A 15,546-nucleotide genomic window follows, 5' to 3' on the forward strand; every position below is an offset into this window, starting at 1 on the left:
AAAATACTAAATTGAACAGAGTTGTCAAAAGTCAGTAATTGTGTCAACATGAGGGCGGAAAGATGACAAGCAAAGCTTTTGTCACCGGAGGCACAGGCTTCATTGGGGCAAACTTAATCAGATTACTATTAACTCAAGGTTATACAGTCAAAGCATTAGTTCGTCCTAGCAGTAACTTAGATAATCTCAAAGGATTACCAATAGAAATAGTTACAGGTGACTTAAATAGCGATAATCTCAGCACTCTCATGGCAGATTGTCAGGTTTTATTCCATGTTGCCGCCCATTATTCTCTATGGCAAGCCGATAGAAACAAACTCTACCAGTGCAATATCTTAGGCACCAGAAATATTCTTGCTTCTGCTCAAAAAGCTAAAATTGAGCGCATAGTCTATACTAGCTCAGTAGCTGCTATTGGGGTAGATAAACAGGGTAAACCAGTAGATGAAACTCACCAAAGCCCGATTCAAGAATTAGTAGGAGATTATAAAAAATCTAAGTATCTAGCTGAGTTAGAAGCCCATAAAGCCGCTTCCCAAGGGCAAGATATAGTTATCGTCAATCCTAGCACTCCCGTAGGTCCTCTAGATATTAAACCCACACCTACAGGAGAAATTATTCTCCGCTTCCTCCGTCGCCAAATGCCTGCCTATGTGAATACAGGTTTAAATCTTATTGATGTGGAAGATGTCGCCTGGGGACATTTACTGGCACTTTCTCAGGGTAAAACTGGAGAGCGCTATATTCTCGGTAACCAAAATCTTACTCTCAAAGAACTTTTGGATATTCTCAGTAAAATTACTGGAATTAAGGCACCCACAACTATTATTTCCCCCTGGATACCCCTAACCGTAGCCGCTATTGATGAGTTTTGCTTAACTCGTATCGGTAAATCCCCTGCAATTCCTTTTGATGGAGTGAGAATGTCTCAACAGTTGATGTACTATGATGCGAGTAAGGCAGTCCAAACCCTCGGGCTACCTCAATCTCCCCTAGAAAATGCCCTTAAAAATGCCGTAAATTGGTTTAATGAGCACCAGCTTGCTGAAGTAAAGCGATAATTTCTGGGTATTGATTTAATTCTGCTAGTTTTAAAGCTGTATAACCTCCCTGGTGTTGTAAGTTGAGATTTAGTTGAGGATGAGTTAATAATAGTTTAACTGCTTCTGTGGCTCCTCTAGCTGTTGCCCACATCAAAGCTGTCGCCCCCACGCTATCTTGTTGATTAACGTCAATATTACTCTCTAGGAGAATTTTTAGTATGGGTAAATGATTGGCGATCGCCGCTTTCATTAATATAGTTTTTCCATCACTACCATAGGTATTTAACAATGCTCCCCCTTTGATTAAAATCTCTACTATTTCTCTATTTCTTAGATTCACCGCCAGACTTAGAGGCGTTTCTCCTTGGTTACTCAAATTAGGATCGCTGCCATATTCTAGTAATGCTGCTACAATCTGGGGATGTCTTTGTAAAACAGCTAAAATTAGGGGTGTATCTCCTAAATTATTCCTTTTATCTCCGTTTATTCCTGCCTCTAGTAAAATTTTACTTACTTCTAAATGCCCTTCTATTACTCCTAGATGTAAGGCTGTTTCTCCTTCTTGGTTTTCAGTTTCTAATTCAGCTTCGGCATTAATCAACATCTCGACAATTTCTCTATTCCCATTACTAGCCGCAATCATTAATGGTGTCATTCCTTCGGTAGTGGCAGTGTTAACCTCCACTTGATAGTCTAGAAGTAATTTGACTATCTCTGGGTTTTCTGTGTCAATTGCTTGAGTTAAGGCTGTTTCTCCTTCGCTATCGGCTATTTTTAAATTAGCTTTAGCTGCTACTAATGCCTTAATTATTTCTAAATTTCCCGAGGAAATCGCCTGTTTCAAGGGGGTTAGTTGCTCTGGTTTATAGTAGTTAACATCTATTCCTATTTCTAGTAATTTTTGCACAATTGTCAAGTTTCCTTGACTAATAGCTGTGTATAGTGCTCCTTTACCTAAATAGGGATTAGCCCCAGATGCTAATAATATTTCTACCATCTCCTCTTGATTATTGGCGATCGCCACTACTAATGCTGTATCTTCTTCCTTATCCTCTAAGTTAATTTTAGCCCCCGCCTCTAACAGTAGCTTTACTATCTCTATATTTCCCTTATAAGAGGCGATCATCAAAGCCGTGCTCCCATCTTCATTGATAGCATTTACATCAGCACCTTCTTCTATCAACCTTTTTACTATCTCTGGATAATTTGCCCCACCTGCCAACATTATAGGAGTAATTTGGGAGCCTTCCTTCCCTTGATTCACATCAGCCCCTGATTTTAAGAGAATTTCTACTATCTCCCTGTTTCCTAACTGCACCCCATACATCAAGGGTGTTGGTTGCCCCCTTTTCGCTGCATTTACATTTGCTCCTTGATTTATTAAACTCTCAACCGCTTTGAGATCCTGATGCAAAATCCCTTTAACTAACAGAATATCTTGGTGTAAATTCATCTTTTATTAACTATATAGTTTTTGAATGATGTTGTAATAATTGTTTAACAACTAAATCTAATTGTACAGAGCGAGAAGCTTTAAACAACAAGCGATCTCCCGGTTGAATCAATTCTAATAAACGTTGGTATAACTGGGTATGGTTAGTAAAAATTTCTGTAGTCACACCCTCTGCACCCTTTGCCAGTTCTTCAATTAACCCTTCACCTTGTAATAGTAGAAGATATTCTATCTCTAATTGTTTAACTTTTTCGCCAACTTGAAAATGAAAATTAGGGCTATAATCTCCTAATTCCTTCATTTCTCCCAAAATTGCGAAATGACGTTGACCCTCAGTAGCTTTTAGCAGCTCTAAAGCCGCTTTCATTGATTCTAAAGCAGCATTATAAGTTTCATCTAACAATAAAATATCAGAGTCTAGATGATAGGTTTTAGCCCTGCCTGTGGGTATACTAAAATCAAGATTGGATTGTAAGTTGCTTAAGTTTATTCCTAAAACTTTGGCGACGGCGATCGCTCCCAAGTAGTTGAGAGCATTGTGATCTCCAGGCAAAGGTAAAGGAAATTCTTGGTGATCAACAATTATTGTCTGTTTATCTTTCAGTTTACCCCAAACATCACCTCCCTCTAACCCAAAAGTCACCGTTTTACCCGACCAAAACTTCTGTGCCGTTTCTATGAGTCTAGAGTTGTCATGATTAAGTATGGCGACTCCATCCCTAGGCATATTCGCCAACAATTCACATTTAGCCTCAGCGATAGCTTCTACGGAACCAAGTCTGCCAATATGTGCAGTGCCCACATTAGTAATGAGACCAATTGTTGGTCTAGCTATTTCTGTCAAAAGAGCAATTTCTCCCCGGGCTCGCATAGCCATCTCAATGACAGCATAATTATGACTAGCTTCAAGCCCTAGTAAGGTTAAGGGTACTCCAATCTCATTGTTATGGTTAGATTGAGTTTTGAGAACCTCTCCTTGAGTTGCTAAAATAGCAGCAGTTAATTCTTTAGTTGTGGTTTTACCAACTGATCCTGTAATGCCAATGATGGGAATATTAAACTGATTTCTCCACCAGTGGGCAACTTGTTGATAAGCAATTAAAGTATTTTTGACAACAAGTATGGGAATTTTACTAGATGAATTTACGTAAGAATCAGAATCTACCACTAAAGCGATCGCTCCTTTGGCTAAAGCCATTTCTATAAAATCATGTCCGTCAAAATTATTACTTTTTAAGGCAATAAACACCTCTTTTGGCCTTATAGTTCTAGTGTCTGTGGAAATCCCCTGAATAAGAAATTTAGTACAATTCACTGAACTAATGAGATCAATAGGCTTGATAATTTCACTGAGTTGCTCTACAGAAATATGTGAAAACATGGAAGAAATTCAAAAGTAAATATATAAAAGTTCAAATGTATCAAAGATTTTTTGAGTAAGAAACCTGAGTACTCTTTTTTGATGACTATGTTATATTATAAAAAACCTTAGGTAATGTTTTAAAATAAATAAACATATTAAGGACGGGTTAATGAGGTGGTTACATCAGTGAAAGATAGTTTCCTCCAAGAAACGACCAGAGAGGAACAAATATTATACGATCACCTGCTTCAATCTGTGCAACAGAAATCCCCAGAAGTAGTGATTGAGGGATTTCGTAATCTATTTATCAAAGGAAAAGATTACGAAGATCATAAGGTACGTTCAGCTCTAGCTAGAATAGTAAACTCAAGAAAAGGAGAACAACAATTTAACTATATACTTAATCGGTGCTGTCATATTCTAATTAATCGCTGGCAAATGCACGCGAATTTTCAACAGGCGATTCCTATCCTGGTGGATTTATTTGCCCATTTAGCACCAGCTACAAGTACTTATTCAACCACATCGGCGCGGTTGAGGGAGTTAGTAATAAAATTTACTAAAACAGACCACTATTTAAGATTGCAGCGCTTAGCAAAAGTAGTAAATGAAGGAAAAGACACTACTTATGTAGGAAATTTAATAAATCGTTATCCATATCTGTATCAACACTATCTGTTATCGGATGATAGTAATTATGAAGATCAAAAAATAGTCAAATCAATTCAGTGTAGAATTCAAGAAAAATTTGAAGTAGATTTATCGAAATACGTAACATATAAAATAAGAAAAGCACAAAAAGAGAAAAAATCTCCCATAAGTCAGCCGAGTTCAACACTGATTAAACCAGTACAAAACCCAACATTGTTAACTGACAGGGAATTAGGGATAGCTTTAAAACAGTTTGTAGGTGCCGTAGAAGGGGGCTATACCTATCGTGACATTTCACAATCATTTATAAGTCATACTAATCAAATAAAAAACTATAAAGATTTTAAAGATGAATTGTATCAATATTTAATTCCTACTATAGATCCTAAATACGGAAGACATAAATTTAATGAAAAATTATACAAAAAAATTCAGACAACTTTACCTCATTGCGATGACAAAAAACCCGATGAATTCATAATTCTCAGGACAACCAGTCAACTATTAAACTTTTTAGTAGTAGAAAGTTATCAAAATCCGAGTCATTATGTGTTTATGGATTTAATCACTAACTTGGGGGCAACTTCCACAGTGGGACTATTATTAAAACTAGTGTTAATTTGTCATAAAGTAAAACCACATTTAGAAAAACGCTTTTCGATTTTATTTAATCACTACGAATCTTTTACCAGACAAGGTGTACCTTGGTTAGTAAGGGCATTAGAAAATACCCATATAGCCTTCAGTGTTAACTATGGTAATGCTGATTTATCTTTCCTAAGACAGATAATGTAAAAAGATAATCTATAGTAATAAAGTAATGGCCTCAGGTCTAGTTCATTCCTTGAGAAAGAGCCAAAAATTAGGGTCGAAATCTAAAAAAAAGATTAAGATATATTGGGAAATTCAGGAGAAATCAAAAGCTAGCCAATTAAGTAAACAAACAAGAACTTTTTGAAACAAGGATACAGTGGGAGATCCCGGGATTGAAAAGCAGATTAGGTAAAATTTAAGCATAAAATTAGATTTGTTTGCTAGAATGAGCTTAGAAATAGTTTAGATTAAACAGATATTAAACAAAAAGCTGACTAAGATAAGATTGGTTATCTAAGCTAAAAGTAGAAATCATCCAGTAAACCAACTTTGATTAATATTGTCTGAGAAGGTAAAGAATAGGAAAAAGCACATCACCCTAGCCATGAAGAACTCTATGATTGTTTAGATATAAAAAGAGTACAAAGTACAAAGGGATAATCGCAAAAAACCCAAAAGGGAGAATGTTAAACTCTATTCTTGACTATTTTCAGTTAAATAAAAATCGAAAATTAGCCCTAATCAATATAGAGAAAACAAAAAATATATGATTTTAACTAGCGAAAAAATTTCTGAGAAAAATAGAGAAAAAAAGGGAAAATCAGGAAAAACAAAACCAGGAGTATACGTAACAGTTCACGGTCATTTTTATCAACCACCAAGGGAGAATCCCTATTTAAATACAATCGAAAGACAACCAAGTGCATATCCGGCGCACGATTGGAATGAAAGAATATATGAAGAATGTTATCGACCAAATGCCTTTGCACGTATTCTAAATGACCAAGGAGAAGTAATTGATATTGTAAACAACTTTGAATATTTAAGTTTTAATATAGGTCCAACTTTGATGTCATGGTTAGAAAACTATGATTTAGAAGTATATGAAAAAATTATAGAAGCAGATAAACTGAGTCAAGAACGTTTAAATGGACATGGGAATGCGATCGCTCAAGTTTATAATCATATTATCTTACCCCTAGCCAACAAAAGAGATAAATACACTCAAATTCGTTGGGCGAAACAAGACTTCAAACATCGTTTTGAAAGAGATCCAGAAGGCATCTGGTTAGCAGAAACAGCAGTGGACTACCCAACTCTAGAAGCATTAGTAGATGAGGGGATCAAATTTACAATAATTGCACCATCCCAAGCGGAACGTTGTCGCCCTATTGCCGATGAAGATAACCCAGATCCCCAATGGATAGAAGTAGGTGGAGGACAAATAGATCCCACCCGTCCCTATCGATGCTTTTTACCAGACGGACGTTATATAGATATTTTTGTTTACGATGGTCCCATTTCTAGGGATCTAGGCTTCAATGACGTACTCAATAGTTCTCAAATATTCGCGGCAAGAATATCTCAAGCAATCAAAGGAGATCATCGCAGCGCCCAAATACTGAGTGTAGCCACAGACGGGGAGACTTTTGGACATCATAAACGTAATACAGAAAAATGTATCGCCTATGCCTTTACTAAAGAATTTCCCGCTAAGGGTTGGACAGTAACTAATTATGCTCACTATCTCAGCATTCATCCCCCTAAATGGGAAATAGTATTAAAACCAGTAACCGCCTGGAGTTGCTCCCATGGAGTAGATCGCTGGCAAGATGACTGTGGTTGTGGAGGAGGAGGCTTGTGGAATCAAAAATGGCGCCGCCCCCTACGAGATAGTTTAAATTGGTTAAGAGATAAACTAGCAAAAATTTATCTTGAAGTAGGAAGCAAGTTTTTTAAAGATCCCTGGTTAGCTAGAGATGAATATATTGAGGTGATTTTAGACAGGGATCGCTCTGTAGTCAAGCAATTTCTATCCCGTCACCAAGTACACCCTTTTACACCCGCAGAAGAAGTAGATGCTTTACGTCTTCTGGAAATGCAACGACATACACTGCTGATGTATACGAGTTGTGGCTGGTTTTTTGAAGAGATTTCTCGTCCCGAAGGAGTGCAAATTCTGCGCTACGCCGCTAGGGCAATGGAATTAGCAGGAGAAGTGACAGGAATACAATTAGAAAAAGAATTTCGCGATCTCCTAGTATTGGCACCTAGTAATGTAGAAATATTCGGCGACGCTTCTAGAGTTTATGACCAACTAGTAAGATCAGCACAAATTGGTTTTGAACAAGTAGCCGCCCATTACGCAATTAGTTCACTACTAATGAATCGCCCAGTAGAGTCCCAAGTTTACTGTTATCAAATCGAACAGTTAGACTATGAAAAGCAACAAATAGGTTCATTAACTTTAGCAGTAGGACAAATTCGACTAGTATCAAAAGTTACCTGGGAAAGCAATCATTACACCTTTGGGGTTTTACACCTGGGAGGCTGGGATTTTCACTGTTGTATTCAGCAGTTTGATAACAGAAATGCTTATAGTCAGTTAAAAATTCAATTATTTGAACTGCTAAAACAAGCTAACTCCGCAAAAATGATTCTAGTAATGACTGATTTATTCGGACAAAAAACCTTTGATTTACAAAATTTATTCGCCGAAGAAAGACACAAAATTATGGAGTTGTTAACCACAAAAACTAAAAAACGTTTGGATCAGCTCTATACTCAAGTGTATCGGGATAATTACGGGATATTAGTAGCTTTTCAACGAGATGAATTGCCGGTGCCCATAGAATTACAAGTAGCCGCGGAAATCGCTCTGTCTAACCGTTGCTTTAACATGATTAATTCTCTAGAAACAGCTATAGGCGATCGCCAAAAAATGAATAGCTATCTTACAGAATTAGAAGTAGTCGCCGCTGAAGCTAACAATCTTCAATGTGCCCTCAAGATTCCCCCAAGACATAAACAACTTTTTGCTGATTTAATTGTAAAAACTCTGCGCAAAATCCTCAACTATGAAAATATTGAAGATTTAAACGAGGATTTAGAGCTTTTAGAGAAAATGCTCGATGTTAGCGAAAATTTAAACTTAGGTTTATCTATAGATAGAGCCCAGGAAATCTATCATCGCTGTCTCCATCAACGAATTGCCCCTATTTGTTTTGAAAATAATCATGGAGTTAATGGTAATGGTGCCAGTGCTTGCCCTTGGCAACCAAGTCAACTAAATACTATACTCCGACTTGGACAAAAGTTAGCTGTAGATATTAGTCCTTTTGTTAAGTTATAGTTGTTACCTAGGTTTAGTCAGCAAATTTCGGGTTTAACTTAGCTCTTTACTTAGTACAAATGTACTAAGTAATTTTTATTGGCTAAACTTTGCTATGAATTATTATTTTACACTTTCGTTTAAGAAAAGCATCAGGAGAACAAAAATACTGAATATGCCTTGAGTGTCAACCAATTTTTAAGCGCGATCGCATTACTTCAAAACTCATTACTTCAAAACTCATTATTCATCCACCAGTAACATTTGGGTTTTGATGCTTTGATGTGAGGTAAAGATGCAAGTTCTGAGCTAAACTTTTCTTAACCTAATCTTAACCTAAGCAGAAATTTATACTAAGATCAATAAAGAACCAAAGAAAGTTATGGTATGTACATAAATGACAAACAATTCGGTAACACGAGCTAACAGCTTTAGCGATTGGGCATATATCGCCATTGAGAAACACTACAATAAAATATTGAATCACGAAGAAAATGTAGTTAAGGATACAGCTACCGAAGAACTGCATCAAATGCGGGTAGGAATCAGAAGGTTAAGAAGTGCCATCGCCGGATTTGCCCCAGCCATTGAATTACCAAAAGCAGGTGGCAATCAGAAAATAGGTAAAATAGGAAGGGATTTAGGAGAGTTAAGAGATATAGATGTGTTACAAGAGACTCTTGAAAAAACCTATTTAGAATCACTGCCAGAAAATGAGCAAAAAATTTTAACTCAAGCCCTCAAAACATTAACTAAGAGAAGGAATAAAGCCTTTAAAAACGTCAAAAAAACCCTGGAAGGTAGTAAGTATCAAAAGCTTAAAGAAGCCTTAGAAAACTGGTTAAAACAGCCAACATATCAAAAATTGGGACAAGTGGATATTGATTTAGTTTTAGCTGATTTACTCTTACCAGAGATTTCTAGACTATTACTACATCCAGGCTGGTTAGTAGGAGTCAAAATAGAAGATAACAGTTTCCAAGTAAATTTAGACGAAGATCAAGAAAAAATTGCTCAGATACTCAGTTTAGAAGCGCCTAATTTACATTCCCTACGCAAGGAAGCTAAAAAAGCTCGTTATCAACTAGAGTTATTTACTCAGTTTTATGGAGAAAAATACCAAGAATATCTCAAACAAATTAAGGATATTCAAACTGTCTTAGGAGAGATACAAGACTTTTCTGTATTGACAGAGTTTTTGGATGATGCCTTAAAATTAGATTGGCGACAACAAATGCCAACCCTGTGGGAAAAAATGAATGAAATTCACACTCAGCAATACCAGGAATGGCAGAAATTACAGCAGCAGTTTCTCAAGGGAGAAACTAGGCAAGAATTGCATCAATTATTTGAGCAATCAAATATATCTAGCATCTCAGAAATGAGACAGGAGAATCAAGGTTTTGATGATTCACACCTCCAAACACAAGAGATTGTGGGATAAAACAAATTTTAATCAACCTTCGTTTTCAATTAAACGTAATTTAGCTATAGCTCGCAATTTTCTCTCTGTCTCCTCTAATTTTTGAGATAAATCGGCCATTTCTTGCCCTTGGCTGAGGGGATTGAGTTTTTGCCACTTAGCTAAACAATGGCGGCGTATACTCTCTAATTTTACTTCTTCTAGAGAGGCGATCGCCGCTTGAATCACTAAAGGTGCGCGATATTTATCTTCCCAACGGATTTTCTCATCTACTGTTAATAACTTATTAATTTCTGTAGGTATTTGAGTTTGTTTTAAGTAGATATCGTGAATATTTGCGATTAAATCTGTGGTTTGAGGTTCTTTTTTGGCTAATTCAGCCATTTTTATCCATAAATTTCGATGTTCATTAATAATAAATACTAAGTCTTTTTCGTCTAGTTGCTCATAAATTAGTTCTCGATACTCAGGATGATAGAGATATATACGTAGTAGAGTAGATTCGGCTTCTTCTAATTTACTTGATTCTTTTAGATTTAATAATGGCGGATTTTTACCTGTTATCGGTTTTTTTAATTGGCTTTGTAACTTTTCCGCATAAAGACGAATCAACTGAGGATTACCTTGACTAAGTAATTCAGAGCAATAGCTGATGTAGTGAGACTGTAAGTCGAAATTGGGGATTTGAGCCAATAAACCCACTATTTTAGTAGCTACCTGTTGAAATTGACCTGCCTGTTTTAAATCTGTATTTTCAAGTAATTGAGACAATTGCCAATCTAACCATAGGGGGGCAGTAGTTAATAATTTACTGTAGGTATCGGCAGAATTGGCAGTGGTTTGTAAAAATTCATCAGCATCTTTACCCTCTGGTAGATGGAGTATTTTAAGTTGTACTTGTTTAGAGTAAACTAGAGGGGCTATTTCGCCAATTATTCTTTCTGTAGCTTGATTTCCCGCAGTATCAGCATCAAAATTGAGAATAACTTCCTTAGATTCAGTGTAACGAAGAATTTTTTTGAGGTGAGCTTGAGTTAAAGCAGTGCCTAAACAGGCAACTACATTGTCTATACCCACAGCATGAAGGGCAATAGCATCAAAATAACCCTCAACGATAATTACTTTGTCTTGTTTGGCAATACTGCGGTAGGCTTTATCGAGAGCGAAAAGAGTTTTACTTTTGTCAAATAAGAGAGTTTCAGGAGAGTTGAGATATTTAGGCTCCTCATTAGTTAAAGTGCGACTACCAAAGGCGATAACTCTACCGAGTTGATCGCAAATAGGGATCATCAGGCGATCGCGAAAGCGATCATAATATCCTCCTCCTGATTGACGTTGTCTAATTAAACCTGCATCTTCTACTAATCTCACGGGATAACGCTTCACATCCACCAGATACCGATAGATAGTTTCCCACCCTCCGGGTGCATAACCTAACTGGAAGCTTTGAATCGTTGATTTTTCTAACTTTCTTTGTGTTTGTAAATAAGTTAATGCTGTTTCTCCCTGGGGTTGAAACAAAGCGTGTTGATAAAAGTTAGCTGCTACTGCCAAAATAGAATAAAGTTGTTCTTTAGTTGATAGTTGTTTTTCTAACTCTTGTTTTGCTTCTGGCTCTAAAGTTTGTACAGGAATTTGATATTTTTGGGCTAATTCTAGCACCACTTCGCTAAAACTGCGTTTTTCCAACTCCATCAAGAAGCTAAAAGCGTTACCACCAGCTCCACATCCAAAACAATGATATAGTTGTTTAGCTGGATTTACGGTGAAACTGGGGGTTTTTTCCTCGTGAAAAGGACATAAACCCAGATGATTTTTGCCTCGCTTGCGTAAAACTACATAATCAGCAACAATGTCTAAGATATCTATTTGTTCTTTAACTGCATCAATTGTATCAGGGTGTAAACGAGGTATATTCATCGAAAACTTATGTTTTAATTAAAAGTTAAGATAAGTAGAGCATAATAGTTGAGCAATTTATATTTTACTGGAAACAAAGCCTGGGATGGTTTAGGTTGATGCAAAGATTAACAACAAGAGTTTTTGGGATTACTTTACTACTTAGTTTTACTTTTAGCTTACTATTGCCTATGGTAAGCTCTTCTACCCTCAAGAGCGCTTTTGAGTTAAGAGGAGTGTGGCTGACTAATATCGATAGCGATGTTTTATTTGATTCTAATAAAACCGCTAACGCTATTAATACTCTATCAGTATTGAATTTTAATACTCTTTATCCCACTGTATGGAATTCTGGCTATACTCTTTATCCTTCTCAAGTAGCTGACAAAAGTTTAGGTATACCTATAGACCCTACTCCAGGACTACAAAAAAGAGACTTAATTCAGGAAATCATCGAAGAGGCACAGGCTAAAAATATGAGAGTTATTCCTTGGTTTGAGTTTGGATTTATGGCGCCTGCGGAGTCTCAATTAGCTAAACTTTATCCTGATTGGTTAACTCAGCGCCTTGATGGCGGGGAAATTTGGTTAGAAGGAAATATTCATCCTCGGGTTTGGTTAAATCCTCTACATCCAGAGGTGCAAGAATTTATTAGTGATTTAATTATAGAGATTGTGAGTAATTATCCTGTAGATGGGATTCAATTAGATGATCATTTTGGTTATCCTGCTGATTTTGGTTACGATGCTTTGACAGTTGAATTGTATAAACAAGAACATTTTGGTAAAAGTCCTCCTACAGATTACCAGAATCCAGAGTGGATTCAGTGGCGTGCAGGAAAGATTACTGAATATATGGAAAAATTATTCACTCAAATTAAACAGGCAAATCCCCAAGCAATTGTTTCTCTGTCTCCTAATCCTCAGCAATTTTCTCTGAATCAATATCTCTTGGATTGGGCAACTTGGGAAAAAAAGGGGTTAGTAGAGGAGTTGGTTTTACAAGTTTACCGTCAAGACTTAGATAGTTTTAGCAGAGAGTTATCACAACCAGAAGTCAAGGCGGCGCGATCGCATATCCCTGTGGCTATTGGTATTTTAGCTGGTTTAAAAGGTCGTCCTGTAGATTTTAATACGATTAAAACACAAGTAGAAACAGTAAGGGAGCAAAACTTTGCTGGAGTTTCTTTCTTCTTTTTCGAGAGTTTATGGTATTTGTCTCCAGAAAATCCTCGGGAGAGGTTGCTCAATTTTCAAAAATTGTTTTCATAGTCGAAAAAAAACTCTTAACATCACTGTTAAGAATTTTAAAAAGGGATAAAATTTTTTTGTTGCACGCCTTCAGGTCCTCATCTTATCACCTTATTTTCTGAGTCAACAAGTAAACCTAGCCTACTTGCAATCAGTATTTTTTTCTTGTCGCATAGCTCCGATAATTGTGTCTATGAATATACATCCTCTAGCAAAATCCGCCTGATCAATAGTATTAGATAGTTCAAGAGTTATTTTAGCAGGACCAATATTGGTCAATTGATTTTGGATAGTTTCGACAAAATTGCCATCATCATCAAACTGAAATCGCCAATAAGTAATCCCAGTAGATGCATCAAAAAATTGAGATAAAGAATCAGAATTCATATCGTCTATTTCGATATTTTTACCAAGATTATTCCAAGAGACTGCATTAACGGGAGTGGAAGCCAGATGTTTAGCCCACAATACCCCATCACTAGTTTCTCTCATGGATATTTGCCAGTTTTGCTTACGTCGGGCTGCCTCAGATTGAGTACTAAGAATTGCCTGATATAATTCTTGTCTAGCAGTACTCAATTTTTCACGTTGAACAAAAACTAAAAGACCAGGTATAGTTATGGCGAGGGCAACTGAAGCAATAGCTACTACAGCTAACACTTCAATTAAAGTATATCCTGAGGACTTGGGTGAGAGAAATTTAGGTTTAATATTCATTGTTTTTGTTTTAATCAAACTTATCAATAACTCCTCTAAGAGTTACTTGGGCTTCTAAAGCTGGTATATATTCAGTAGTTTTAGTAAGATCATTTCTTCCTTGAGCGTTACCTCGTAAATACACAATGATATCTTGATTAGTGCCTAGTTCTGCTGCGGTATCTCTAATACAGGTAAAGAAGCTATTATGGGCACTAAAAGTTCTAGGAGTGCGTAAATAGCCTTGATCACAGTCAAAAGGTCTAAGAGGTAAATCGGGGTTACTGGCGTCTTGAAATTGACTGCGGTCAGGACTATCAATAAAATCAGCTAAAACTTGAGGTTTAGGCTGTGAAAAACCATTAGGGTTAGGTCTACCGGCTGTAATTCCAGCAGTTTGCTGATTAATTCCATCCTTATCCTCTGGCCAAGTAACAAAATTATTAAATCTACCTGGGTCAACATATCCTGTAGGACGAGTTAGAAATCTTGGATCTATATACTTAGGTAAAGCATAACGAACAATCCTTGATTTTCCTTTCCACTTGGGATCTGGATCTGTGGTTTGTAAATAAGCTACTAAGACGTACATAGTACGCTGATTAAGCAAAAGATTACATTCAGCTATCTCTTCAGGTAAAATAAACCCATTACCTGTTGTACAACCTGGTGGTAGAGTATCTTCAGGAATAGTTTTTGTGCGCCAAAAAATAAGAATGGGTTCAGTATTGGGACCTAAACCGGGAAGATTACTAAAATTAGGTAACCCACTTAGTAAGGTGCTTGTATGTTCTGGATAAACGTAGACAGCCTCTCGTAAATCTTCTGTTATATAGTTTAGCGCTTTTTGTGTTTCAGTTTCAGTAGCTATAAATGCTGATTCCCTTTGATTATATTGCACCAGTTGACTAATCATAGTAACTAAACCAGTGGTGATAATCGAAGCGATTACTAAGCTGACTATTTTCTCAACGATGGAAAACCCAGCATTTTGGTGATATTTATCTTGCTTTAGCCGCAATACCCACCATAAAATTCCAGGTTTATTAATCTTTCTGGACATTTTACTTTCTTCCCCCTCTATATTGTTATTCTAATAATCGTCGATATTGTTCTAAAGTACCAACCAAATCCCCTCTCACCATATCGGCATAAACTACCGCTAGAGGAAACTGACGATTTTTAGCAGTAATGAAAGTACCATTGTGTCTAACTTTGGCTCTTTCTCCTGCTCCTTGAGTTAGGTACAATGGAGCAATTTGAGTTTGTAATTGATTGAGATCTTCTTCAGCAGCTTTGGAATAAACTCTAACACCCATACGAAAGGCAACAGGAGCGCCAGTAGGTGGATTTAAATCTACACCAATATCTCGGAAGGCTTGGATAAAAAACTCCCCTGATTCTGACCACCAAGCCCTATCGTGTTGGGGGCCTGTTTGACAAGGAGATTGAATTGGTACACCACAAGGAGGTAGCAGGACAATTCTGTTCGGGGGGGCTACCGTGGGAAGCTCTTTTATATCCCTAATTGCAGTACCTGCGCTATTTTCTCCTACTCCCGGTATACTTGAGTAGGTGTAGTCACCACGATCTACAATCAGACGAACACGTTCAATTTCTTTTTGGGCAAGATCCATAGCCATCTCGGTACGACGAGTCTGAATCCGACTGGCCATAGCTAGAATCAGAGGGGGAGTAGTTAGAGCTGCCATTATGCTGATGATAGCAATTACAACAATACTCTCCATTAAGGTTAAACCTGATTCTGAGTGGGATCGCCCCCGGAGGGGGGTGCGAGGTGATTGCCTTAAGTTTAACCAAATCAACAAGAATTTTTGCATCT

Annotated in this window: 11 protein-coding genes; 5 read left to right on the top strand and 6 right to left on the bottom strand. The window is 37.0% G+C overall.

Annotated elements, in window-relative coordinates; translation table 11 throughout:
* Positions 1-62: 62 nt before the first annotated feature.
* Complete coding sequence (hpnA, locus tag MW688_RS23200) at positions 63-1,061, top strand: hopanoid-associated sugar epimerase (protein ID WP_486738385.1); 999 nt, start codon at positions 63-65, stop codon at positions 1,059-1,061.
* Here the strand turns inward: hpnA and MW688_RS23205 are convergent.
* A complete protein-coding gene (locus MW688_RS23205) occupies positions 1,027-2,496 on the bottom strand; it encodes an ankyrin repeat domain-containing protein (RefSeq protein ID WP_486738386.1) in 1,470 nt (489 codons plus the stop codon). The two genes, hpnA and MW688_RS23205, sit on opposite strands and share 35 nt — an antisense overlap.
* Before the next feature lie 10 nt (positions 2,497-2,506).
* Entirely contained in the window at positions 2,507-3,877 is a 1,371-nt protein-coding gene (locus tag MW688_RS23210; protein ID WP_486738387.1) for a UDP-N-acetylmuramoyl-tripeptide--D-alanyl-D-alanine ligase, read from the bottom strand.
* Between the two features lie 168 nt (positions 3,878-4,045).
* Between MW688_RS23210 and MW688_RS23215 the strand changes: the two genes are divergently transcribed.
* The 3 genes from MW688_RS23215 to MW688_RS23225 all read left to right on the top strand — a co-directional run bounded on the left by MW688_RS23215 (position 4,046) and on the right by MW688_RS23225 (position 9,879).
* Positions 4,046-5,305 carry a hypothetical protein gene (locus tag MW688_RS23215; RefSeq protein ID WP_486738388.1) on the top strand — a complete coding sequence of 420 codons (1,260 nt, stop codon included), beginning with the start codon at positions 4,046-4,048 and terminating at the stop codon, positions 5,303-5,305.
* Between the two features lie 565 nt (positions 5,306-5,870).
* Positions 5,871-8,456, top strand: a complete 2,586-nt coding sequence (locus MW688_RS23220) for a DUF3536 domain-containing protein (protein WP_486738389.1) — start codon at positions 5,871-5,873, stop codon at positions 8,454-8,456.
* Between the two features lie 376 nt (positions 8,457-8,832).
* A complete protein-coding gene (locus tag MW688_RS23225) occupies positions 8,833-9,879 on the top strand; it encodes a CHAD domain-containing protein (protein WP_486738390.1) in 1,047 nt (348 codons plus the stop codon).
* A 12-nt stretch (positions 9,880-9,891) separates the two neighbouring features.
* Here the strand turns inward: MW688_RS23225 and dnaG are convergent, their stop codons facing one another.
* Complete coding sequence (gene dnaG / locus MW688_RS23230) at positions 9,892-11,778, bottom strand: DNA primase (protein ID WP_486738391.1); 1,887 nt, start codon at positions 11,776-11,778, stop codon at positions 9,892-9,894.
* A gap of 98 nt (positions 11,779-11,876) precedes the next feature.
* Between dnaG and MW688_RS23235 the strand changes: the two genes are divergently transcribed.
* Complete coding sequence (locus MW688_RS23235) at positions 11,877-13,028, top strand: glycoside hydrolase family 10-like protein (RefSeq protein WP_486738392.1); 1,152 nt, start codon at positions 11,877-11,879, stop codon at positions 13,026-13,028.
* A 120-nt stretch (positions 13,029-13,148) separates the two neighbouring features.
* Here the strand turns inward: MW688_RS23235 and MW688_RS23240 are convergent, their stop codons facing one another.
* Genes MW688_RS23240 through MW688_RS23250 form a run of 3 tightly spaced genes read right to left on the bottom strand, consistent with a single transcriptional unit; the run spans position 13,149 to position 15,544 of the window.
* Positions 13,149-13,724: a pilus assembly FimT family protein gene (locus MW688_RS23240; RefSeq protein WP_486738393.1), complete on the bottom strand. Its 576-nt coding sequence runs from the start codon at positions 13,722-13,724 to the stop codon at positions 13,149-13,151.
* 10 nt (positions 13,725-13,734) lie between these two features.
* Positions 13,735-14,766 carry a PulJ/GspJ family protein gene (locus tag MW688_RS23245; protein WP_486738394.1) on the bottom strand — a complete coding sequence of 344 codons (1,032 nt, stop codon included), beginning with the start codon at positions 14,764-14,766 and terminating at the stop codon, positions 13,735-13,737.
* Between the two features lie 25 nt (positions 14,767-14,791).
* Positions 14,792-15,544, bottom strand: a complete 753-nt coding sequence (locus MW688_RS23250) for a prepilin-type N-terminal cleavage/methylation domain-containing protein (RefSeq protein ID WP_486738395.1) — start codon at positions 15,542-15,544, stop codon at positions 14,792-14,794.
* Between the last annotated feature and the right edge of the window lie 2 nt (positions 15,545-15,546).

The organism is Johannesbaptistia floridana (assembly GCF_057440575.1).

Coding starts and splice junctions, on each gene's coding strand:
- hpnA (WP_486738385.1), top strand. CDS start 63: ATGACAAGCAAAGCTTTTGTCACCGGAGGCACAGGCTTCATTGGGGCA.
- MW688_RS23205 (WP_486738386.1), bottom strand. CDS start 2,496: ATGAATTTACACCAAGATATTCTGTTAGTTAAAGGGATTTTGCATCAG.
- MW688_RS23210 (WP_486738387.1), bottom strand. CDS start 3,877: ATGTTTTCACATATTTCTGTAGAGCAACTCAGTGAAATTATCAAGCCT.
- MW688_RS23220 (WP_486738389.1), top strand. CDS start 5,871: ATGATTTTAACTAGCGAAAAAATTTCTGAGAAAAATAGAGAAAAAAAG.
- MW688_RS23225 (WP_486738390.1), top strand. CDS start 8,833: ATGACAAACAATTCGGTAACACGAGCTAACAGCTTTAGCGATTGGGCA.
- dnaG (WP_486738391.1), bottom strand. CDS start 11,778: ATGAATATACCTCGTTTACACCCTGATACAATTGATGCAGTTAAAGAA.
- MW688_RS23235 (WP_486738392.1), top strand. CDS start 11,877: ATGCAAAGATTAACAACAAGAGTTTTTGGGATTACTTTACTACTTAGT.
- MW688_RS23240 (WP_486738393.1), bottom strand. CDS start 13,724: ATGAATATTAAACCTAAATTTCTCTCACCCAAGTCCTCAGGATATACT.
- MW688_RS23245 (WP_486738394.1), bottom strand. CDS start 14,766: ATGTCCAGAAAGATTAATAAACCTGGAATTTTATGGTGGGTATTGCGG.
- MW688_RS23250 (WP_486738395.1), bottom strand. CDS start 15,544: ATGCAAAAATTCTTGTTGATTTGGTTAAACTTAAGGCAATCACCTCGC.